A 20,212-nucleotide genomic window follows, 5' to 3' on the forward strand; every position below is an offset into this window, starting at 1 on the left:
GGTCAGCCCCGGCCAAAAGCAGGCTTAGCAAACTGGTTTTGTTCGCCTTGCACGAAAAAGTGCGCTGCTAAATCTATTCCCTCAGGCTGCATCATTATTCGATTACATTGCAGAATCCGGTTATTATAAAAAATGCGTATATTCAATTACTACGCTTTCAGCCCATGACATCAGCACGCTCACCCTAAATCCCACCAGTATGAAACCCATCTTACCAGCCCTGCTTGTGCTGCTGCTCTGCAGCACGTTTTCGGCCTCTCCGGCCCTGGCCCAATGCACGTATCGCGTTGTGCGGGACGGCAATTTCAACGACCCCACCATCTATGCGCCCCAGGCGGCCGGGGCTTCGTGCAGCGCCGCCCCAACCTCAAACAGCCGGGCCACCATCATCCTGGATGGCTACAACGTGACCCTGACCAGCACCTTCATACTGGCCAGCGGCGGCTCGCTCACCATCGACAACGGGACGCTGACGATGGCCTCCGGCAGCTCCATCGTGGTGAACAGCGGAGCAATTACCGTATCGAGCCGAGGGGCCATTACGCTGGCCCGCGATGCCTCCATCAGCGGCGACTACCCCTTTGTGCTGGGCGACGGCACCAACTCCCAGGTGGCCACCAACCTGCTGCTAAACAGCGGCAGCCGCGTACAGATGAGCCAGCTCACGGTTGACAAAGCAACCGTGAGTATTGCGCGCGATGCGACGCTCATGACCAGCTGCAATCTGGTGCTGCTCAACTCCAACATTATCACCAATGGTGTGCTGGCAGTCGGCGGCAACCTCGACCTCTCGCTTGGGGGCTCCAACAACACTTTGTGCAGCGGCAATGGCCAAACATCGGGGGCGCTCAGCGTGGCCGGCTGCGTGTATGGCGGCAATGGGGCCACCACTCACCTGCTAAACAATTGCGCGGCCGATGCCATATCGGTGTGCGTATCGCGGGCGAAAAAGGATGGCTGCCCCGATGCGCTGGCCGCCGCCAATACCAACGAAGCCAGCTGCGACGCCGAAGCCCCCAGCATCCGTTGCCGCCCACTCCCGGTAGAACTGGTGCTGTTTACGGCCACGCCCACCAGCCGCCAAGCCGTAGCGCTGCGCTGGGCCACGGCTTCGGAGAAGAGCTGCCGGAGCTTTACCATCGAGCGCTCGGCCGACGGCCGGGCCTTTCGCGACCTGCGCACGGTGGCTGGGGCCGGCACGGTGCCGCATTACACCGGCTATGAGCTTACCGATGAGCAGCCGATGCCTGGCATCAGCTACTACCGCCTGCGCCAAACCGATTTTAGTGGCACCACCGCCTACTCGCCAGTGCAATCGGTAAAGCTGGGCCGGGCCGCCAACGAAACCCTGGCCGTGTATCCGGGCGGCTCAGCCCACGAATGGATGGCCAGTTTCGCCCTGCCCATTGGCACCGAAGCCCCCCAGCTGCACATTCTTGATGCCGTGGGCCGCCTGCAGCCCGTGGTGGCCACCGCCGACCCCACCCAGCCCGGCCGCTGGACCCTTGACACGCATCAGCTGCCCACGGGCATTTACATCGTACGGCTCCTGACCAACGACAATTTCTACAGCCAGCGCGTGGCAAAATAGCCCATCCCAAAGCTCCGGATAACAGTACGCCACTTTTGCAAGAAGCAAAAGTGGCGTTGCGCCAAGCTACGAGCCGGCATATTGCTTCCGGAGGTCGGCAGCTTTATTTCCCAAACAGCTCACTGCGCTCTTTCCAGCGCGCCACTTTGCCGGCAATCTCCGCCAGCCCCGGATTGTGAATGCTGCCCAGGTGGGTGGTCTGAAACGCGCGGTGCGGCACGTAGCTGCCGTCCTCCACGGCGCGGCCCACCTGCTGGTAGGCATCGCGGAAGGGCACGCCGGCAATGATGAGCTGGTTGATATTCTCCACCGAGAAAATCGGGTCGTACTTCGCCTGCTCAATCACGCCGGGCTTAATCTTGATTTCGGGCAGTGCAAACAGCAGCATGTCCAGCAAGTCGGCAAACTGCATCATCGGCCCAAACAGCAGCTCCTTCAGCAGCTGAAAGTCGCGGTGGTAGCCGCTGGGCAGGTTGCTGGTGGCCAGTATAATGTCGTTGGGCAGCGCCTGGAGGCGGTTGGCGTGGCCGCGCACCAGCTCAAACACGTCGGGGTTTTTCTTGTGCGGCATGATGCTGGAGCCCGTCGTGAATTCCTTCGGCAAGGTCACGAAGCCCAAATCCTGGCTGTTGTACAGCACCAGGTCATACGCCAGCTTGCCCAGCGTGCCCGCCGCGCCGGCAATGGCAAAGGCCAGCGTCTTCTCGGTTTTGCCGCGTAGCATCTGCGCCCCCACGCTACTCACCGCCACGCTGCCGAAGCCCATTTCGCGGGTCGTCATTTCGCGGTCAATCGGGAAGCTGCTGCCGAAGCCCGCGCCCGAGCCCAGCGGGTTCTGGTCGGCCACGGTATGCGCCGCTTCGAACAGTGCCAAATCCAGCAGCAGGTGCTCGGCGTAGGCCGAAAACCACAGCCCGAAGCTGCTCGGCATCGCGGCCTGAAAGTGCGTGTAGCCCGGCAGCAGGTCGTTTTTGTGGGCCTCGGCCTTGTGCAGCAGCACTTCCGCCAGGGCCAGCATCTGGGCCGAAATCCGCTCCGTGTAGTCCTTCAAAAACAGCTGAATCGCCGTCAGAACCTGGTCGTTGCGCGAGCGGGCCGTGTGAATTTTCTTGCCCGCGTCGCCGAACTTCTCGGTCAGGTAATACTCAATTTTGGAGTGCACGTCCTCAAACTCCTCGCCGATGGTGAAGGTGCCGGCCTCAATCTCGGCCGCCAGCTCGTTCAGCCCCTGCTGCAGCTGCAGGTTCTCGGCGGCGGAAATCAGCCCAACCTTGGCCAGCATACTGGCCTGTGCCTTCGAAGCCTGCACGTCGAACTTGGCCAGATAAAGGTCCAGCTCCCGGTCCTGTCCCACGGTGAACTGCTCAATTTTCTTATCAACGGCAATGCCTTTTTCCCAGATTTTCATACCGGCAAAGGTAGCGCTACCACGAATAGTTGCCCGCCGGCTATGCACCCGGCGCTCGCCTCAACCAGAAAAAATATGGCGCAAATGCCCCCGCAAATTGCCGTAATTATCCAGCCAGCTGCCCCTGGCAAAACCGTATTTTTGAGCAGCCTTACCACGCCCCAGAAACCATGCAGAAAATCACCACCTTCCTCACCTTCAACGACCAGGCCGAAGCGGCTGTCAAGCTCTACGTCAGCTTGTTCAAGGATTCCGCCATCCTCAACACCACGTATTATGTAGCAGGCACCCACATGCCCGTCGGCAGCGTGATGACGGTCGAATTTCAATTGGCCGGCCAGAAATACGTGGCACTAAATGGCGGCCCCTATTTCACTTTCACGACGGGCATTTCGCTGTCCGTCAGCTGCGAAAGTCAGGCCGAAATCGACGAGCTATGGGAAAAGCTCACGGCCAACGGCGGTGAGCCCGGCGACTGCGGCTGGCTGAAAGACCCTTTCGGCGTGTCGTGGCAAATCACCCCTGCCAACATCAATCAATTGCTGAGCACCAACGACCCCGAGCGCATGAAACGCAAAGTAGCCGCCATGATGCAGATGCATAAATTCGACATTGCCACGCTGGAAAATGCCTGATTGAGCGAAATAGCCTGCCCGTTCTGCATTGCCCATTAAAAGCACCTACAATTCCAGCCCGCTCAACAGCTCGATATAATCCCTGATGCCCGCCCGTATTTCGCTCACCAGAATAAACTCATTTGGCGTGTGCGAGCGGGCACTTTCGCCCGGCCCCATTTTCAGGGTTTCAAACGGCATCATCGACTGGTCCGACAGCGTGGGCGAGCCGTAAGTTGTCTTTCCCATGGCTACGCCCTTTCTAATCAGCGGGTGGTTTTCGCTGATTCGGGATGAATTCAGATGCGTGGAGCGGGGCACTATTTCTGACTGCAGTTTTGAGCGCAGAAATTCGACAATTTCCTGGTTCTGGTACAGCTCATTGGTGCGCACGTCAATTACGAATTGGCATCGGTCCGGCACCACATTGTGCTGCGTGCCCGCGCTTATCTGCGTCACCGTTGTTTTCACCGGCCCCAGCAGCGCCGACACCTCCGGAAACCGGAAGCCGCGCAGCCATTGAATATCGTCCAGGGCTTTGTAAAGGGCATTTTCGCCTTCCTCACGGGCGGCATGGCCGGTTTTGCCGTGTGCAGTGCAATCCAGCACAATCAGGCCTTTTTCGGCAATGGCCAGGTTCATGCCGGTGGGCTCGCCCACAATTCCGAAGGCTATTTCCCCCAGCTCCGGCAGTACGCTCCGAATTCCGTTTGCGCCCGAAATTTCCTCTTCGGCCGTGATGGCGCAAATCAAATTAAAGGCATTGGGCTTGTCCTGAAAATACAGGAACGTTGCCAGCAGGCTCACCGCCGAAGCCCCCGCGTCATTACTACCCAATCCAATTAATTTTTCGCCTTCCAGGGTGGGTTGAAACGGGTCATATTGCCAGCCTGCACCAGGCTTCACGGTGTCGTGGTGCGAGTTGAGCAGAATGGTGGGCTTACCGGAGTCGAAACCGCCCGAAACTGCCCACACGTTGTTCTGCCGGCGCTGCGGCGCTACACCGTGCGCAATCAAAAATTCCTCAATCAGGGTGGCCGTACCGGCTTCTTCCCGCGAAAAAGAAGGCGTTCTGATGAGCTTCAGCAGGAGCTTTACGGCATCATCACTCAGCTGCTTTATCAATTCAGACATAGCGTCGTTTTCAAGTCTTCGTTGATAAACAAAGCGTGCTCAATAATTACTTTTTCGACCCCGAATTGCAGCGCATCAAAAGCATTTTCTAATTTGGGCAACATGCCGTCGGCAATTATCCCGCTCTCCCGCAATTCGGCGTAATCGGTCAGGTTAATTTTCGCAATTACCGAGTTATCGTCATTTACATCGGTAAGCACGCCGCGCTTTTCAAAGCAGAAATGCAACGCCACGGCATATTGCCCGCTTAAAGCCTTTGCCACGGAAGCCGCAATAGTATCGGCGTTGGTATTTAATAGCTGGCCGTGTCCGTCATGATTAATCGGGCAGAATACCGGCGTCAATCCCAACGTCAGAAACTGACGAATCAGGGCGGCATTCACGCTGGCCTCGCTCAAATCACCCACAAATCCGTAATCAATTTCGCGCACCGGGCGCTTCACGGCCTGAATTACATTCCCGTCGGCCCCGCTGAGGCCCAGCGCGTTGACGCCCCGGCTCTGCAGCGCCACCACAATCTGCTTATTGGTTTTGCCGGCGTAGAACATCGTCACCAAATCCAGCGTGGCAGCGTCGGTAATGCGGCGGCCATTTACCATGCGCGGGGCGATGCCTAAATTCTTCATCAGCTCGCTGGCGCCTTTGCCGCCGCCGTGCACCAGCATTTTGGGGCCGCTTATTTCGGAAAACAACCGTATGAATTCCAGCAAATCGACCTCGTTGTCAATTATACCGCCGCCTATTTTAAATACGTGTAATTCGGGCTTCATCACTGCTTCACCTGATGGCGCAAACCCGGAGGTGGCTGGCGCTTCATTCAAAAATAATCCTGGAAATGTTGCGGGCAAAAGTAGGGCCTTTTACCTTTGCGGCAGAATTGAACCACTTGACTCGCTGCTTCGTTAGAGCGCCGAATCGACTTAGTTTCCGCCATGCTCCGCTCCGTTTCCACGTCTTTTAAGCTCGCTCCGGCCACTAGGTCGGTGGTGGCCGGCGTGTGCCAAACGACTTGCGCATTAGTGCGACGACCCTAGCGGCTTCAGCAGCCGCATGTTGGCCCCTTGGCCAGCCCTTTGAGCCGGGCCAGTATCCGCTCAACTTACAGACAGGTTTGGGCTTTAGCAGGAATTCCCCCGTATAAACTACGGTCGGGGTTTCCGGACAGCCACGCATCTATCCCTAAGTTTTTAATAATCAATGACAATTCGGGTTGCAACGGAGGCGGACGCACAGTACGCTGAACAATTATGCCAATGGTACGTCGAGTCGGCCAAAACGCGGGGCACGGGCATCGCCAAGCGCGAGCCGGACTACGTGGCCAAAAAGATGGCCAGCGGCGACGGCATCATCGCCTTTGTCGATGACGAGCTGGCGGGTTTCTGCTACATCGAAACGTTTGACGACAAGACCTTTGTCGTTAATTCGGGCCTGATTGTGAACGCCGAGATTCGCAAGGGCGGCGTGGGCCGGGCCATCAAGCAGGCGGTGTTCGAACTGTCGCGCACCAAGTACCCGCAGGCCAAGATTTTCGGCATCACGACCAGCCTGGCCGTGATGAAAATCAACACGGATTTGGGCTACGAGCCCGTCACCTTCTCGGAGCTCACCACCAGCGAAGACTTCTGGAAAGGCTGCAAAAGCTGCAAAAACTACGGCATCCTGATGGAGAACGAGCGCAAGATGTGCCTCTGCACCGGCATGCTCTACGACACGCCCGAAAAGCAGTTGGTGCAACTGCAGATGCCCGATTTTGCTACCCTCACCCCCACCCTGCCGCTCACCCACGACTCTGCTTCTGACCCTGAAACTGATTCTGCACTGTAATAATAATAATGAAGAAAAAAGCCATTCTCGCCTATAGCGGCGGCCTCGACACCTCGTTTTGCGCCGTGTACCTGTCGCGCGAGCTCGACCTGGAAGTGCACACCGTCATCGTCAATTCTGGCGGCTTCACGGCCGAAGAATTGGCCGCCATCGAGAAGCGCGCCTACGAACTGGGTTCGGTGAAGCACGAGGTGATTGACGTGACCACGCGCTTTTACCACGACTGCCTGCGCTATCTGCTGTTCGGCAACGTGCTGAAAAACGACACTTATCCGCTGAGCGTGAGCGCTGAGCGCATGTTCCAGAGCCTGGCCATTGCCGAGTACGCCCGCGCCAACGAGGCCGACTACATCGTACACGGCAGCACCGGCGCCGGCAACGACCAGGTGCGTTTCGACGTGGCTTTCGCGGTGATTGCGCCCAAAACGGAAATCCTCACCCCTATCCGCGACCTGAAACTGTCGCGCCAGGCCGAGATTGAGTACCTGCAGAAACAGGGCTTCGAAATGAGCTGGGAGAAGGCCAAGTACTCTATCAACAAAGGCATCTGGGGTACCAGCGTGGGCGGCGTCGAAACGCTGACTTCGCACGAGGCCCTGCCCGAAAGCGCCTACCCGTCGCAGCTGCAACGGCACGATTCGGAGCGCGTAGAAATCACCTTCGAAAAAGGCGAGCCGGTGGCCCTGAATGGCGAAACGCTGGACCCGGTATCCCTCATTCAGAAGCTAAACGAGCTGGGCGCGGCCTTCGCCATCGGCCGCGACACGCACGTGGGCGACACCATCCTGGGCATCAAGGGCCGCGTGGGCTTCGAGGCGCCCGCGCCGCTCATGCTCATCAAGGCCCACCACCTGCTGGAAAAGCACACCAGCACCCGCTGGCAGCTATTGCACAAGGACTACATCGCCAACTGGTACGGCACGCTGCTGCACGAAGCCCAGTACCTCGACCCGGTGATGCGCGACATGGAAGCCTTCCTGGAATCGTCGCAGAACCACGTTTCGGGCAAGGTATTCGTGCAGCTCAAACCTTACCAGTTCGACCTGCTCGGCATTGAGTCGAAGTACGACATGATGCAGTCGAAAGTGGCGACCTACGGCGAGGAAAACAACGCCTGGGATGCCCGCGATGCTCGTGGCTTCATCAAGATTTTCGGCAACCAGCTGAAGATTAGCGCTAGTCTCCACGAGTAGCGCGGACTTTTAGTCCGCGAGTCTGACCACTAGCGCACTAACCCTCTCTAAGCGCAACCGGGTTTGCCGTTTTTACATACTCGCGGACTAAAAGTCCGCGCTACATCATGCAAGACACCAAAATCAAAGCCGGCATCGTAGGCGGCGCGGGCTACACGGCCGGCGAGCTCATCCGCATTCTGCTGCACCACGAGTTCGTGGAGCTGGGCGGCATCGTCAGCTCCTCGAACGCGGGCAACCCCGTGCACCAAGTGCACGACGACCTGGTGGGCGAAACCGATTTGGCGTTCACCTCCGAGCTGGCCGGCGATGAGGACGTGGTGTTTCTGTGCCTGGGCCACGGCAATTCCAAAGCCTGGCTGCAGAAAAACGCCCTGCCCGAAACCACGCACATCATCGACCTGAGCAACGATTTCCGCCTGCACGCGGATGCGGATTTTGCCGGCCGTGAGTTCGTGTACGGCCTGCCGGAGCTGAACAGAAGTCGCATCCAGCAGGCCCAGAGCATTGCCAACCCGGGGTGCTTCGCCACGGCCATTCAGCTGGCGCTGCTGCCGCTGGCGAAGGCCGGCAAGCTTACCGACGACATCCACGTCTCGGCCATTACCGGCTCGACCGGCGCGGGCCAGAGCCTGGCGGAAACGGTGCATTTCTCGTGGCGCTCGAACAACGTGTCCATCTACAAGCCCTTCACGCACCAGCACCTCGGCGAAATCGGCGAGAGCCTGGCGCAGCTGCAGCCGCAGTCAGAATCTGATATTCACTTCATCCCCTACCGTGGCAATTTCGCGCGGGGCATTTTCGCCAGCGTCTACACGCCCTCGGATTTGACGCAGGACGAGGCGCGGGCATTGTACCAGCAGTTTTACGCCGACGCGCCGTTCACCACGGTTTCGGACAAGGAAATTCACCTCAAGCAGGTGGTGAACACCAACAAATGCCTGCTACACGTGCAGAAGCAGGGCAAGCAGCTATTGATTACCTCGGTGATTGATAACCTAGTGAAAGGTGCCTCGGGTCAGGCGGTGCAGAACATGAATTTGCTATTCGGGCTTCCGGAAACGACGGGGCTGATGAGTAAGGCTTCGTTTTTTTAAACCAGCACGTCATTAAATCAGGCCGTCATGCTGAGCTTGTCGAAGCATCTCTACTGCTTCGTTGAGCTTAACTTCTAATAGACTTATGACCGCAGATGAATACAAGCAGGTTAAGAACAAGGAAAAATTCTTGATTTTAATACGCTGAACCTCACACGCCAATATCTTGAACAGATTGGAAGCAATGAGGTAGCTGAGAAAATCAGCCAAATACTGAGTCATAATAAGGTTGATAAACCAGCATTACATAATAAACAGGAGGAAATACATACCGATTTTTACTATGTAAATCTCACTTTAAGCAGTGTGGAAATTATTACCTCAATGCTCATTGATTTCGAGGCTGCATCAGTAACGGAAGCTGGCGAATCCACAATGCTTACCGCTCATTACGGCGGCATGCTGGATAGGTGGAGTAATCTTCAATAAAGCGGTAGAGATGTTTCGACTCCGCTACGCTTCGCTCAACATGACGTTCTTATTTTAACTACGCTCTGACACCACAAAAACCATGGAGCTTTTCAACGTTTATCCCCTCGTCAACATCACGCCCGTGCGGGCGCTCGGCGCCAAGCTGTGGGACGACCAGGGCCAGGAATACCTGGATTTCTACGGCGGCCACGCCGTTATTTCCATCGGCCACAGCCACCCGCACTACGTGCAGCGCCTCACCGAGCAGCTGCAAAACATCGGCTTCTACTCCAACTCGGTGCAGATTCCGATTCAGACGCAGTTGGCGCACAAGCTGGGCCAAGTGTCGGGCTACGAGGATTACGCGCTGTTTCTGTGCAACTCGGGGGCCGAGGCCAACGAGAATGCGCTGAAGCTGGCGTCCTTCCACACCGGCAAAACCCGCGTGGTGGCCTTTAAAGGCGCGTTTCACGGCCGCACCTCGGGCGCGGTGGCCGCCACCGACAACCCGAAAATCGTGGCCCCCTTCAACGCCGGCCACGCCATCAGCTTCGTCGAGTACGACCTGAAGGAGGTGGCCGAAATCCTGCGCGGTGGCGACGTCTGCGCCGTCATCATCGAGCCGATTCAGGGCGTGGGCGGCATCATCATGCCTTCCGATGAATTCCTGCAGGGTTTGGCGTTGCTGTGCAAGCAGTACGGCGTCATCCTGATTGCAGATGAGGTGCAGAGCGGCTACGGCCGCAGCGGCAAGTTTTTCGCGCACCAGCACGCCGGCATCCGGCCCGATATCATTTCCGTGGCCAAGGGCATGGGCAATGGCTTCCCCATCGGCGGCATCCTGATTGCGCCCCAGTATAAGGCCTCCTACGGCCTGCTGGGCACTACTTTCGGCGGCAACCACCTCGCCTGCGCCGCCGCCCTGGCCGTGCTCGAAGTCATTGAAGACGAATACCTGCTGGCCCACGCCGCCGAAATGGGCGACTACCTCCGCCGCGAACTGCTGGCCCACGCCGGTGCCGAAGAAATCCGCGGCCGCGGCCTGATGGTGGGCATCAAATACGACTTCCCCATCAAGGAAATCCGCGACCAACTGCTCGCCGAACACCACATTTTCGTGGGCAACGCCTCCGACCCCACGGTGCTCCGCCTGCTGCCGCCGCTCAACATCACGAAGGCCGAAATCGACCGGTTTTTGCAGGCCCTGTACACACTTATTCCGGCCGAGGCAAGGAAGTAAGCGGCCGGAGAACTAACTTGCAGCCCCAATGAGTAGCACGATGAAGTTTACGAGCCTGGCTCCCCTTCTGATTAGCTGCACGCTGCCATTGGCCTCCGTTGCGCAGCCGCCGGCTGGCTCTTTCCCCGAAGGAGCAGCCTCCCCTTTTTCTTTCCAGCAGTTGTGCCCGCCCGACTTCCCGATGCCTGACATCCGGAAACGGCAGTGCGCGGAGCAGATTGATTTACACGCTTTCGCTCCCGTTCGGCATCCCTCCTGCATCGGCTGGAACAGACCCCTGATTAATGGTCCTGTTCCAGCCGAAATTGTATCGGGCCAACTGCAGCTACGGCCACCCTTACGTTTCGCCTCACCCCCTGGCCCCCTCTCCGAAAAGGAGAGGGGGGGGACTAGTCTCTGGTTTTAGTCTTGGTTTTTATTTCTAGTTCTAGTTCTATGCTCAGCCCCATACCCGCGCCGCCTTGGCTCCCCTCTCCTTTTCGGAGAGGGGCTGGGGGTGAGGCCCAACCCCAGCATGATATGGACCCTGCCGACCACTACCTGCCGCAAGACAAAATCTTCACGGCCGATAAAAACCAGTACGCCAGGCTAGCATTAAAAGAACGTGCCCGGGGCATGCGCCACGAGCCTACTCCAGCCGAGGCCGCCCTCTGGCAGCTTCTGCGCGGCAACCAACTCAACGCAAAATTTCGCCGCCAGCACAGTATCGACCGCTACATCGTGGATTTCGTGTGCCTCTCCCACAAGCTAATTGTAGAGCTGGACGGAGCTGGCCACCTCGAACCCGACCAGACCGACTACGACAACGGCCGCACGGCCTACCTACTCGAATTGGGCTACCGGGTCCTCCGCTTCACCAACGAGCAAGCCCTCACCCTCCCCCGCCGCGTCCTAGCCACCATCAAAGCCAACTTATAAACATGCAACACCCTACCCGGAACGCACCCCCTCTCCTTTTCGGAGAGGGGGCCGGGGGGTGAGGCGCCCACCAGAACAACATGTCCCAAACCGTAAAACTCATCCTCGAAGACGGCACCGAAATCCAGGGCCAGTCGTTCGGCGCCTTCACCTCGGCCGCCGGCGAAGTGGTGTTCAGCACGGCCATGACCGGCTACCCCGAAAACCTCACCGACCCGTCCTTCGCCGGCCAGATTCTGGTGCTCACCTACCCCATGGTGGGCAACTACGGCGTGCCCGGCGAGGAGCTGTACGAGTCGATTTCGAAGATTTTCGAGTCCGACAAAATCCACATTGCCGGGCTGGTGGTGAACTACTACTCCGAGGAGCACAGCCACTGGAACGCCGCCAAAAGCCTCGGCGATTGGCTGAAGGAGTACAACATCCCCGGCATCTTCGGCGTCGATACCCGCATGCTCACCAAGAAGTTGCGCGAGAAAGGCGCCCTGCTGGGCAAAATCGTGGCCGAAACCGATGTGCCTCTGCACGACCCCAACCTCGACAACCTGGTGGCCCAGGTGAGCCCGGCCGACGTGCAGCACTACGGCCACGGCCAGCACAAAATCGTGCTCGTGGACTGCGGCACCAAAACCAACATCATCCGCTGCTTCCTGGAGCGCGACGTGGAGCTGATTCGGGTGCCCTGGGACTACGATTTCACGACCCTCGACTACGACGGCCTGTTCCTGAGCAACGGCCCCGGCGACCCCAAAATGTGCGAAGCCACCATCCAGAACCTCCAGAAAGCCCTGCAGCAGGACAAGCCGATTTTCGGCATCTGCCTGGGCAGCCAGCTCATGGGCCTGGCGGCGGGCGGCGACACCTTCAAGCTGAAATACGGCCACCGCAGCCACAACCAGCCCGTGAAGCTCACCGGCACCCAGCGCTGCTACATCACCAGCCAAAACCACGGTTTCGCGGTGGATACCGAAACCCTGCCCGCCGAGTGGGATATGCTGTTCGAGAACCTGAACGACGGCACCTGCGAAGGCATCAAGCACAAAACCAAGCCGTTCTTCTCCACCCAATTCCACCCCGAAGCCGCCGGCGGCCCGCAGGATACAGAGTTTCTGTTTGACGACTTTTTGAAAGCGGTGGTGGAGTATAAATCGTCTAAACTCTAATTACTGATGCCACTTACCAAGTTGTCAAGGCTACTTGCGGGACTTTTGGTATTTGCTTGTTCGACACTAATTATTTCTTGTGCGCAGAATAAGAATGAATTAAAATTCAACAAGGCTCAATGGGAGAGATTTGATGATAGCGAAGGTGGCGAATATCCTTATCGTGACAGGATGCTTGGCGACTTGGTTGAACACCATCAGCTAAAAGGACTCACTTACAAGCAACTTATTGATTCACTTGGCACACCAGGCAATTTCGACAATGATGATGACACTGTTCGCTATGAAATTATTACCGGATTCACATCAGATATAGACCCAACTTACGGGAAGCATCTTAGCCTAACATTAGGCGCCGATTCAACCGTGACTTCATACAGAATTTCAGAGTGGAAGCACAATTAATTGCACCTACTCAATCTAAATAAAGAGACGTTTGGCGCTTGCGCCTTAACTGCACGAAATGAACAAACCCAACAAAGTTCTCATCCTTGGTTCCGGCGCCCTCAAAATTGGCGAGGCCGGGGAGTTCGATTATTCCGGCTCGCAGGCCCTCAAGGCGCTGAAGGAGGAAGGCATCCGCACCATCCTCATCAACCCCAACATTGCCACCGTGCAGACGTCGGACAACATTGCCGACGACGTGTACTTCCTGCCTGTGACGCCCTACTTCGTGGAGGAGGTCATCAAAAAGGAGCAGCCCGATGGCATTCTGGTGGCCTTTGGCGGCCAGACAGCGCTGAACTGCGCCGTGGCCCTGTACCGCGCCGGCGTATTCGAGAAGTACAACGTGCAGGTGCTGGGCACGCCCGTGCAGAGCATCATCGACACCGAGGACCGGGATATTTTCAAGGAGAAGCTGGAGCAGATTGGCGTGCTCTCGGCCCGCAGCGTGGCCGTGACGACGATGGAAGACGCGCTGGCGGCGGCCGAGAAAATCGGCTTTCCCATCATCGTGCGGGCGGCGTTTGCGCTGGGCGGCCTGGGCAGCGGCTTCGCCAACAACATGGACGAGCTGCGGGCACTGGCCCAAAAATCCTTCACCACTTCCGACCAGATTCTGGTGGAAGAATCGCTGAAGGGCTGGAAGGAAGTGGAGTACGAAGTGGTGCGCGATGCCTATGATAACTGCATCACGGTCTGCAACATGGAGAACTTCGACCCCATCGGCATCCACACCGGCGAGAGCATCGTGGTGGCCCCATCCCAGACGCTGAGCAACCGCGAGTACCACAAGCTGCGCAGCATCGGCATCAAGACCATCCGCCACCTGGGCATCGTGGGCGAGTGCAACATTCAGTACGCGCTGGACCCCGTTTCGGAGGATTACCGCGTGATTGAGGTGAACGCGCGCCTGTCGCGCTCCTCGGCGCTGGCCTCCAAAGCCACGGGCTACCCGCTGGCTTTCGTGGCGGCCAAGCTGAGCCTGGGCTACTCGCTGGCCGAACTGAAAAACAGCGTGACGCAGACCACTTCGGCCTTCTTTGAGCCGGCCCTCGACTACGTGGTGGTGAAGCTGCCGCGCTGGGATTTGGGCAAGTTCGCGGGCGTTAACCGCCAGATTGGCAGCGCCATGAAGAGCGTGGGCGAGGTGATGGCCATCGGCAAATCCTTCGAGGAAGCCATCCAGAAAGGCCTGCGGATGTTGGACACCGGCAAGCGCGGCTTCGTGGCCAACCGCCCCGAGGACGACCTCGACCACGCCGAAATCGACCAGCTCCTGAGCGAGCCGAACGAGGAGCGCATCTTCGCCATCAACAGCGCCTTCGAGGCCGGCTACACGCTGGAGCAGGTGCACGAGCTGACCAAGATTGACCACTGGTTTTTGCAGCGTCTGCATAAAATCTACGACCTCGGGCGTGAAGTTTGGCAAGCAAGCGAACTGCCGTTTGTGGGCAAAGAATTACTTCTCGAATGCAAGAAAGCCGGATTTTCTGACCAGCAACTTGCAGTGCTTTTATGGAGTGAAAACGATGTGAAAGGAAACGAGCTTGAGATTCGGGAGCACCGAAAGAAACTTGGGATAATTCCCGTGGTGAAACAGATTGACACGCTGGCGGCCGAGTTCCCGGCCAAAACCAACTACCTCTACACCACCTACCACGGCACCGAAAACGACTTGGCGCGCGAAACCGAGAAGTCGGTGGTGGTGCTGGGCTCGGGCGTGTACCGCATCGGCTCGTCGGTGGAGTTTGACTGGTGCGGCGTACAGGCCGTGCAAACGGCGGCGGCCGAGGGCTACAAAACCATCATCATCAACTACAACCCCGAAACCGTTTCGACCGACTACGACGTGTCGGACCGGCTGTATTTCGAGGAGCTGAGCTTCGAGCGGGTGATGGACATCCTGGACTTCGAGCAGCCCGGCGGCGTGATTCTGAGCACCGGCGGCCAGATTCCCAACAACCTCGCCACCCGCCTGGCCGACGCCCACGCGCCCATTCTGGGCACCGCGCCGGCCCGCATCGACGAGGCTGAGAACCGCCACAAGTTCAGCAGCATCATGGACGAGCTGGGCATCGGCCAGCCGCGCTGGAAGGAGCTGACCTCGCTGGCTGCCATGCAGGAGTTCGTGCGCGAAGTTGGTTTCCCGGTGCTCATCCGGCCGAGCTACGTGCTGTCGGGCGCGGCCATGAACGTGGTGTCCAACAACTTCGAGCTGGAAGAATTCCTGAAAACGGCCGTCGAGGTCAGCGCCGAATACCCGGTAGTGGTGTCGGAATTCATCCAGGAAGCCAAGGAAATTGAGCTGGATGCGGTGGCCGACCACGGCGACATCGTGAGCTACGCCATTTCCGAGCACGTGGAGTTTGCCGGCGTGCACTCCGGCGACGCGACCATGTACTACCCGCCCCAACGGGTGTACGTGGGCACCATCCGCAAGCTGAAAATCATCGCCGAGAAGATTGCCAGGCGCTACGAAATCAGCGGCCCGTTCAACATTCAGTTCCTGGAAAAAAACGGCGAAATCCGGGTAATTGAATGCAACATCCGGGCCTCACGCAGCTATCCGTTTGTGTCGAAAATATCGGGCAACAACCTGATTAAAAAGGCCACCCAAGTGCTGCTCGGCAAACACGTGGAACGCGACGAAAGCGAGCGGGTCTACGACCTGCCCTTCGTGGGCGTGAAGGCCCCGCAGTTCTCCTTCACCCGCCTGCCCGGCGCCGACCCGGTGCTGCGCGTGGATATGGTGAGCACCGGCGAAGTCGGCTGCCTGGGCGACACCGCCGAGGAAGCCCTGCTGAAATCGATGCTGAGCGTGGGCTACAAAATCCCGCAGAAATCGGTGCTGATTTCCGGCGGCCCCATCATCTCCAAAGTGGCCCTTCTCGCGCCCGCCGCGCTGCTCATCAAAAAGGGCTACACCGTGTACGCCACGCAGGGCACGCACCGCTTCTTCGCCGAAAACGGCATCCCGAGCAGCCTCCTCTTCTGGCCCGATGAGCTGCAGGAGCCCAACGTGCTGACGTATCTGAAGGAAAAGAAAATCGACCTGGTCATTAATATCCCAAAAAACCTGTCGAAAGGCGAGCTGGATAACGACTACAAAATCCGCCGCACGTCCGTGGATTTCGGTGTCGGTTTGCTGACGAATGCACGGCTGGCGAAGGCGTTTATCCAGGCCTTCTGCTCGCTGGAAATGAAGGATTTGAAGATTAAGAGCTGGAACGAGTATAAGGCAATGTAAATCGGCAGAAAAATAGCGAAAGCAACCTTTATATAGAACGTCATGCTGAGCGGAGCCGAAGCATCTCTACCGCGGTAGTAAATAGTTACTCTCGCAGTAGAGATGCTTCGACTCCGCTCAGCATGACGTTCTTTTTGACACGGAATTATTATGAAAAACTTCACCTCCTTCGCCGATGCGGGCGATTACAAAGCCCTGTTGCAGCAAGCACTGGAAATCAAAGCCAACCCCTACGGCTACCAGCACATCGGGCGCAACAAAACCGTCGGGCTCATCTTCTTCAACCCCAGCCTGCGTACTCGCCTCAGCTCGGTAAAGGCGGCCTACAACTTGGGCGCGCAAGCCTGGGTGCTCAACGCCGGAGCCGACTCCTGGACCCTGGAAATGGCCGACGGCGCGGTGATGAACGGCGGTACTCAGGAGCACATCAAAGACGCCATTGCGGTGATGAGCCAGTACTGCGATGTGCTGGGCGTGCGCACCTTCCCCACCCTTAAGGACAAAGCCGAGGACTACGGCGAAGTCGTCTTCAACAAGATTCTGCAGTACGCCACCGTGCCCGTCATCAGCCTGGAAAGCGCCACGCTGCACCCTTTGCAATCCTTCGCCGACCTTATCACGGTGGCCGAAACCAGGCAGAAGGAGCGCGTGAAGGTGGTGCTCACCTGGGCCCCGCACGTGCGCGCCCTGCCCCAGTGCGTGCCCAACTCGTTCTGCGATTGGTTCTCGGAAATCGACTGGGTGGATTTCGTCATCACCCACCCCGAAGGCTACGAGCTGGACCCGAAATTCACCAAAGGCGCCCGCATCGAATACGACCAGCGCAAGGCCCTCGAAGGCGCCGACTACGTGCAGGCCAAAAACTGGAGCAGCTACCTCGACTACGGCCAGGTGCTCCAGAACGACCCCGCCTGGATGCTCACCCCCGAGCACATGGCGCTGACTGACAATGCCAAATTCCTGCACTGCCTGCCCGTGCGCCGCAACGTGGAAGTATCCGACGCCGTGCTCGACGCCCCCGGCTCGCTCATCATTCAGGAAGCCGGCAACCGCACCATCTCCATGCAAACGGTGCTGCACGAGCTGCTGAAGTAGCTATTGGCCATTGTCATCCTGAGCGCAGCGAAGGACTTTATCACGTTCGAAAAGCAGTTGTTCAGCTTTGATAAGGGCCTTCGCTGCGCTCAGGATGACAGTCGGTTTTAGCTTTGCTAATTTCAGAGACACTCACTCAAAACCTGGCGGCAGCTGGACCAGCTAAAACGAAAGCGCCCCATCCTGTTTCCAGAATGGGGCGCTTTGCTGTGATCCCGCTGGGATTCGAACCCAGGACCCGTACATTAAAAGTGTACTGCTCTACCAGCTGAGCTACAGAATCGGTACCTTGCACTTTGGAAGGGCGTTTCCTTCTTTGGTGGCACAAAAGTAGTATCGGCTTTTGGACTACACAACTCCGGCCCTAAAAAAAGTCGCTATTCCCTGCTGTGCGAAGCCTTTTCCTCTGCTTAATCTTCCTGCCTATCTGTGGCTTGGGTGCAAATTCCCCGTCAAAAAAATTTTTAGCTTCCCGTGATTCCTCGCCGGTTGCGGGCCTGGTGCGGGCCGATTCGCTTTTCGAGCAGGGGCAATACGAGCGCGCTTTTCCGGCTTACCGGCAGCAGGTTTGGCGGCACCGGCGGGTTTCGCCCGAACTATTACTCAAGATGGCTTATGCCCAGCAACAGCTGGGGCACTACCCGGCGGCGCTGCTCTACCTGAGCATGGCGCAGGCGCGGCAGCCGCGGGTGCGCACCTGGCGGCAGCTGGCCGGGCTGGCGGCGCAGCATCGGCTGGTGGGCTACCCTACCACCTGGCAGCAGGAGCTGCGGGTGCAGGTGCAGCGCTACTTCTACCCGGGGCTGCAGGTGCTGCTGGCGGGAGCGGTGGTGGGGGCCGTGTGGCTGCTGTGGCGGCGCAGCGCGCGCGAAGCCTGGCTGAGCTACCTGGCGTACGTGGCGCTGCTGGGGGCTTACCTGCATTTTCTGCGGCCGGCACCGGCCGGGCTGGTGGCGCGCTCGGGGGCGGTGCTGATGGACGGGCCGGGAGCGGGGGCAGAGTGGCTGAGCACGGCCGCAATGGGCGACCGCCTGCCCGTGCTTGGCCGGCAGGACATCTGGTACCGGGTGCGGTGGCAGCAGCGCGAGGCATTTGTGCGGGCCGCCGATTTGCTGGTGGTGGAATAATGCCGGGCTTCGGCCGGTGCGCTGGCCGCAGAGTTGGCGCGGAGCCGGTACTTTTGCAGGCATGTCTGCTTCGCTCACCCTCACCGGCCTGTACATCTATCCTGTTAAATCTCTTGGTGGCTATGCGGTAGCCGAGGCCGATGTGACGGCCCGGGGCCTGCGCCACGACCGCCGCTGGCTGCTGGTGGACGAGCGCAACCGCTTCATGACGCAGCGGCAGCACCCCGAGATGGCCCTGCTGGCCGTGGCCCCGGCTTACAACGGCTTCCTGATTTCGCACCGGCAGCGGCCCGAACTGCTGCCGCTGTACATCCCGTTTGAAGCCACGCCCGACAAAACGCTGTTTGTGACGGTGTGGGACGATATTTTGTGGGCCTGGCGCGGGGCGGCCGAGGCCGATGAGTGGTTTGCCGAAGCGCTGGGCCGGCCCTGCCGCCTGGTGTATATGTCGGACATGGTGCGGCGCGATGTAGAGCCGGCCCTCAACCCCGAAGGCCAGCTCGTGAGCTTTGCCGACGGCTACCCCTTTCTGCTGGCCGGCGAGGCAGCTCTGGCCGATTTGAATACCCGCCTGGCCCAGCCCGTGCCCATGGACCGCTTTCGTCCCAACCTGGTTTTTGGGGGTGGCGAGGCGTACGATGACGATAGCTGGGAGCAGTTCCGGATTGGCGAGGTGGCGTTTCGGGCGGTGCGGGGCTGCGGGCGCTGCGTGCTCACCACCGTAGACCAGCTGACTGCTGCCAAAAGCCCCGTGGGCGAGCCACTGCGCACGCTGGCCACCTACCGCAAGGCCGAAAACAGCACGCTTTTTGGCCAGAACGTGACCGGGCCGGGCCAGGGCCGCCTGCGGGTGGGCGATGCGCTGACGGTGGTCAGCCGGAAGTAGCCAACAGCTGGTGCTGCCGGCGGCCGCAACTCTTGCCGCCACCCGCGCGTTGTGCAGGGCCGGGCCCACTGCCCGGTTTTTGCTTTTTATGGAACTGGATTTTCTGCTGCGCTTTCTGACGGAGCTAGCCGCCAACAACACGACGGCCTGGATGGCCGAGCATCGGGCCGACTACCAGCGTGCCCGGGCCGCCTGCACCGAGCTGGTGCACCGGGTGCTGGCCCAAACGGCGGCCACCGACCCCGACCTGGCCAACCTGACCACGACGGACGTGATGTTCCGGCTGCACAAAAACGACCGCGCCCACCGCGACCCCGAGCCCTACAAGCGCCGCATGGGCGCGGGCCTGAAGCGCGGGGGCCGCCACGCGGCGCGGGCGGGCTACTTCCTGGCCATTCAGCCGGAGGGGCGCAGCTGGCTGGGGGCGGGCACCTTCCACCCCACCCCGGAGCTGCTGGCGGCCATCCGGCAGGAAATTCATTACAGCAGCGACGAGTTTCATCGGCTGCGGCAGGCCCCGGAGCTGCTGCGCTACTTTCCGGACGGCATCGACACCACCGGGCCGCAGCTGACGCGTCCGCCGCGCGGCTACGCGGCCTCGGACCCCGATTTGGCCTGGCTGCGGCTGAAAACCTTCGGCGTGGGCCGGTTTTATACCAACGCAGAAGTCCTGGCGCCGGACTTTGCGGAGCGGGTGGTGGCGGGCATCGCGGCGGCCCGGCCGCTGGTTGATTTCTTCAACGCGGCGCTACCTGACGGGGTGTAAATGCCCAAAAAAACGTCCGGCGGCTTGGCTTCGGAGCCGTACCGCAGGACGTTT

At 59.1% G+C, this 20,212-nt stretch carries 17 protein-coding genes and 1 tRNA gene; 14 read left to right on the top strand and 4 right to left on the bottom strand.

The window, feature by feature from the left end:
• The first annotated feature begins 199 nt into the window (after positions 1-199).
• Positions 200-1,591: a T9SS type A sorting domain-containing protein gene (locus ACYVHT_RS03510; protein ID WP_460547987.1), complete on the top strand. Its 1,392-nt coding sequence runs from the start codon at positions 200-202 to the stop codon at positions 1,589-1,591.
• Positions 1,592-1,694: 103 nt separating this feature from the next.
• Here the strand turns inward: ACYVHT_RS03510 and argH are convergent, their stop codons facing one another.
• A complete protein-coding gene (argH, locus tag ACYVHT_RS03515; protein ID WP_460547989.1) occupies positions 1,695-2,999 on the bottom strand; it encodes an argininosuccinate lyase in 1,305 nt (434 codons plus the stop codon).
• A 170-nt stretch (positions 3,000-3,169) separates the two neighbouring features.
• Between argH and ACYVHT_RS03520 the strand changes: the two genes are divergently transcribed.
• Positions 3,170-3,634 (top strand): VOC family protein, encoded by a 465-nt coding sequence (locus ACYVHT_RS03520; protein WP_460547991.1) that lies wholly within the window; start codon positions 3,170-3,172, stop codon positions 3,632-3,634.
• A gap of 45 nt (positions 3,635-3,679) precedes the next feature.
• On the opposite strand, the gene ACYVHT_RS03525 is transcribed toward ACYVHT_RS03520, so the two are convergent.
• Together ACYVHT_RS03525 and argB are read right to left on the bottom strand one after the other, a co-directional pair.
• Positions 3,680-4,747, bottom strand: a complete 1,068-nt coding sequence (locus ACYVHT_RS03525; RefSeq protein WP_460547993.1) for a M20 family metallo-hydrolase — start codon at positions 4,745-4,747, stop codon at positions 3,680-3,682.
• Positions 4,735-5,595 carry an acetylglutamate kinase gene (argB, locus tag ACYVHT_RS03530; protein WP_460547995.1) on the bottom strand — a complete coding sequence of 287 codons (861 nt, stop codon included), beginning with the start codon at positions 5,593-5,595 and terminating at the stop codon, positions 4,735-4,737. The genes ACYVHT_RS03525 and argB overlap by 13 nt, the downstream gene beginning before the upstream one ends.
• Positions 5,596-5,944: 349 nt before the next feature.
• Here argB and ACYVHT_RS03535 point away from each other — a divergent pair, with 349 nt between their 5' ends.
• From ACYVHT_RS03535 to ACYVHT_RS03575, 9 genes are all read left to right on the top strand, one after another.
• Positions 5,945-6,571, top strand: a complete 627-nt coding sequence (locus tag ACYVHT_RS03535; RefSeq protein WP_460547997.1) for a GNAT family N-acetyltransferase — start codon at positions 5,945-5,947, stop codon at positions 6,569-6,571.
• Between the two features lie 8 nt (positions 6,572-6,579).
• The gene (argG, locus tag ACYVHT_RS03540; protein ID WP_460547999.1) at positions 6,580-7,764 is read left to right on the top strand and encodes an argininosuccinate synthase; all 1,185 of its coding nucleotides are present in this window, start codon (positions 6,580-6,582) and stop codon (positions 7,762-7,764) included.
• 107 nt (positions 7,765-7,871) lie between these two features.
• On the top strand, positions 7,872-8,861 hold the full coding sequence (gene argC, locus ACYVHT_RS03545; protein WP_460548001.1) for an N-acetyl-gamma-glutamyl-phosphate reductase: 990 nt from the start codon (positions 7,872-7,874) through the stop codon (positions 8,859-8,861).
• 511 nt (positions 8,862-9,372) lie between these two features.
• Positions 9,373-10,512, top strand: coding sequence for an aspartate aminotransferase family protein (locus ACYVHT_RS03550; RefSeq protein WP_460548003.1), 1,140 nt, complete (start codon positions 9,373-9,375; stop codon positions 10,510-10,512).
• A 519-nt stretch (positions 10,513-11,031) separates the two neighbouring features.
• Entirely contained in the window at positions 11,032-11,430 is a 399-nt protein-coding gene (locus ACYVHT_RS03555) for an endonuclease domain-containing protein (protein WP_460548005.1), read from the top strand.
• 80 nt (positions 11,431-11,510) lie between these two features.
• On the top strand, positions 11,511-12,593 hold the full coding sequence (gene carA, locus ACYVHT_RS03560) for a carbamoyl-phosphate synthase small subunit (RefSeq protein WP_460548007.1): 1,083 nt from the start codon (positions 11,511-11,513) through the stop codon (positions 12,591-12,593).
• Between the two features lie 6 nt (positions 12,594-12,599).
• Positions 12,600-12,998 (top strand): hypothetical protein, encoded by a 399-nt coding sequence (locus ACYVHT_RS03565; RefSeq protein ID WP_460548009.1) that lies wholly within the window; start codon positions 12,600-12,602, stop codon positions 12,996-12,998.
• A gap of 58 nt (positions 12,999-13,056) precedes the next feature.
• Positions 13,057-16,284, top strand: coding sequence for a carbamoyl-phosphate synthase large subunit family protein (gene carB, locus ACYVHT_RS03570; protein WP_460548011.1), 3,228 nt, complete (start codon positions 13,057-13,059; stop codon positions 16,282-16,284).
• Positions 16,285-16,434: 150 nt separating this feature from the next.
• Entirely contained in the window at positions 16,435-17,379 is a 945-nt protein-coding gene (locus tag ACYVHT_RS03575) for a Rossmann-fold NAD(P)-binding domain-containing protein (RefSeq protein ID WP_460548013.1), read from the top strand.
• A 210-nt stretch (positions 17,380-17,589) separates the two neighbouring features.
• Here the strand turns inward: ACYVHT_RS03575 and ACYVHT_RS03580 are convergent.
• A tRNA-Lys gene (locus ACYVHT_RS03580) sits at positions 17,590-17,662 on the bottom strand.
• A gap of 325 nt (positions 17,663-17,987) precedes the next feature.
• Here ACYVHT_RS03580 and ACYVHT_RS03585 point away from each other — a divergent pair.
• The 3 genes from ACYVHT_RS03585 (at position 17,988) to ACYVHT_RS03595 (ending at position 20,158) form a co-directional block, all read left to right on the top strand.
• Positions 17,988-18,506, top strand: a complete 519-nt coding sequence (locus ACYVHT_RS03585; protein ID WP_460548015.1) for an SH3 domain-containing protein — start codon at positions 17,988-17,990, stop codon at positions 18,504-18,506.
• A gap of 61 nt (positions 18,507-18,567) precedes the next feature.
• A complete protein-coding gene (locus ACYVHT_RS03590) occupies positions 18,568-19,392 on the top strand; it encodes an MOSC domain-containing protein (RefSeq protein WP_460548016.1) in 825 nt (274 codons plus the stop codon).
• A gap of 88 nt (positions 19,393-19,480) precedes the next feature.
• A complete protein-coding gene (locus ACYVHT_RS03595) occupies positions 19,481-20,158 on the top strand; it encodes a DUF2461 domain-containing protein (RefSeq protein ID WP_460548017.1) in 678 nt (225 codons plus the stop codon).
• The last annotated feature ends 54 nt before the right edge of the window (positions 20,159-20,212 follow it).

Source organism: Hymenobacter daeguensis (genome assembly GCF_054780555.1).

What these genes read in the sequence shown, in the direction of transcription:
- ACYVHT_RS03520 (WP_460547991.1), top strand. Translation starts at nt 3,170, where the DNA reads ATGCAGAAAATCACCACCTTCCTCACCTTCAACGACCAGGCCGAAGCG.
- ACYVHT_RS03550 (WP_460548003.1), top strand. Translation starts at nt 9,373, where the DNA reads ATGGAGCTTTTCAACGTTTATCCCCTCGTCAACATCACGCCCGTGCGG.
- carB (WP_460548011.1), top strand. Translation starts at nt 13,057, where the DNA reads ATGAACAAACCCAACAAAGTTCTCATCCTTGGTTCCGGCGCCCTCAAA.
- ACYVHT_RS03565 (WP_460548009.1), top strand. Translation starts at nt 12,600, where the DNA reads ATGCCACTTACCAAGTTGTCAAGGCTACTTGCGGGACTTTTGGTATTT.
- ACYVHT_RS03555 (WP_460548005.1), top strand. Translation starts at nt 11,032, where the DNA reads ATGGACCCTGCCGACCACTACCTGCCGCAAGACAAAATCTTCACGGCC.
- ACYVHT_RS03590 (WP_460548016.1), top strand. Translation starts at nt 18,568, where the DNA reads ATGTCTGCTTCGCTCACCCTCACCGGCCTGTACATCTATCCTGTTAAA.
- ACYVHT_RS03535 (WP_460547997.1), top strand. Translation starts at nt 5,945, where the DNA reads ATGACAATTCGGGTTGCAACGGAGGCGGACGCACAGTACGCTGAACAA.
- argH (WP_460547989.1), bottom strand. Translation starts at nt 2,999, where the DNA reads ATGAAAATCTGGGAAAAAGGCATTGCCGTTGATAAGAAAATTGAGCAG.
- ACYVHT_RS03585 (WP_460548015.1), top strand. Translation starts at nt 17,988, where the DNA reads ATGGCTTATGCCCAGCAACAGCTGGGGCACTACCCGGCGGCGCTGCTC.
- ACYVHT_RS03595 (WP_460548017.1), top strand. Translation starts at nt 19,481, where the DNA reads ATGGAACTGGATTTTCTGCTGCGCTTTCTGACGGAGCTAGCCGCCAAC.
- ACYVHT_RS03510 (WP_460547987.1), top strand. Translation starts at nt 200, where the DNA reads ATGAAACCCATCTTACCAGCCCTGCTTGTGCTGCTGCTCTGCAGCACG.
- ACYVHT_RS03525 (WP_460547993.1), bottom strand. Translation starts at nt 4,747, where the DNA reads ATGTCTGAATTGATAAAGCAGCTGAGTGATGATGCCGTAAAGCTCCTG.
- carA (WP_460548007.1), top strand. Translation starts at nt 11,511, where the DNA reads ATGTCCCAAACCGTAAAACTCATCCTCGAAGACGGCACCGAAATCCAG.
- ACYVHT_RS03575 (WP_460548013.1), top strand. Translation starts at nt 16,435, where the DNA reads ATGAAAAACTTCACCTCCTTCGCCGATGCGGGCGATTACAAAGCCCTG.
- argG (WP_460547999.1), top strand. Translation starts at nt 6,580, where the DNA reads ATGAAGAAAAAAGCCATTCTCGCCTATAGCGGCGGCCTCGACACCTCG.
- argC (WP_460548001.1), top strand. Translation starts at nt 7,872, where the DNA reads ATGCAAGACACCAAAATCAAAGCCGGCATCGTAGGCGGCGCGGGCTAC.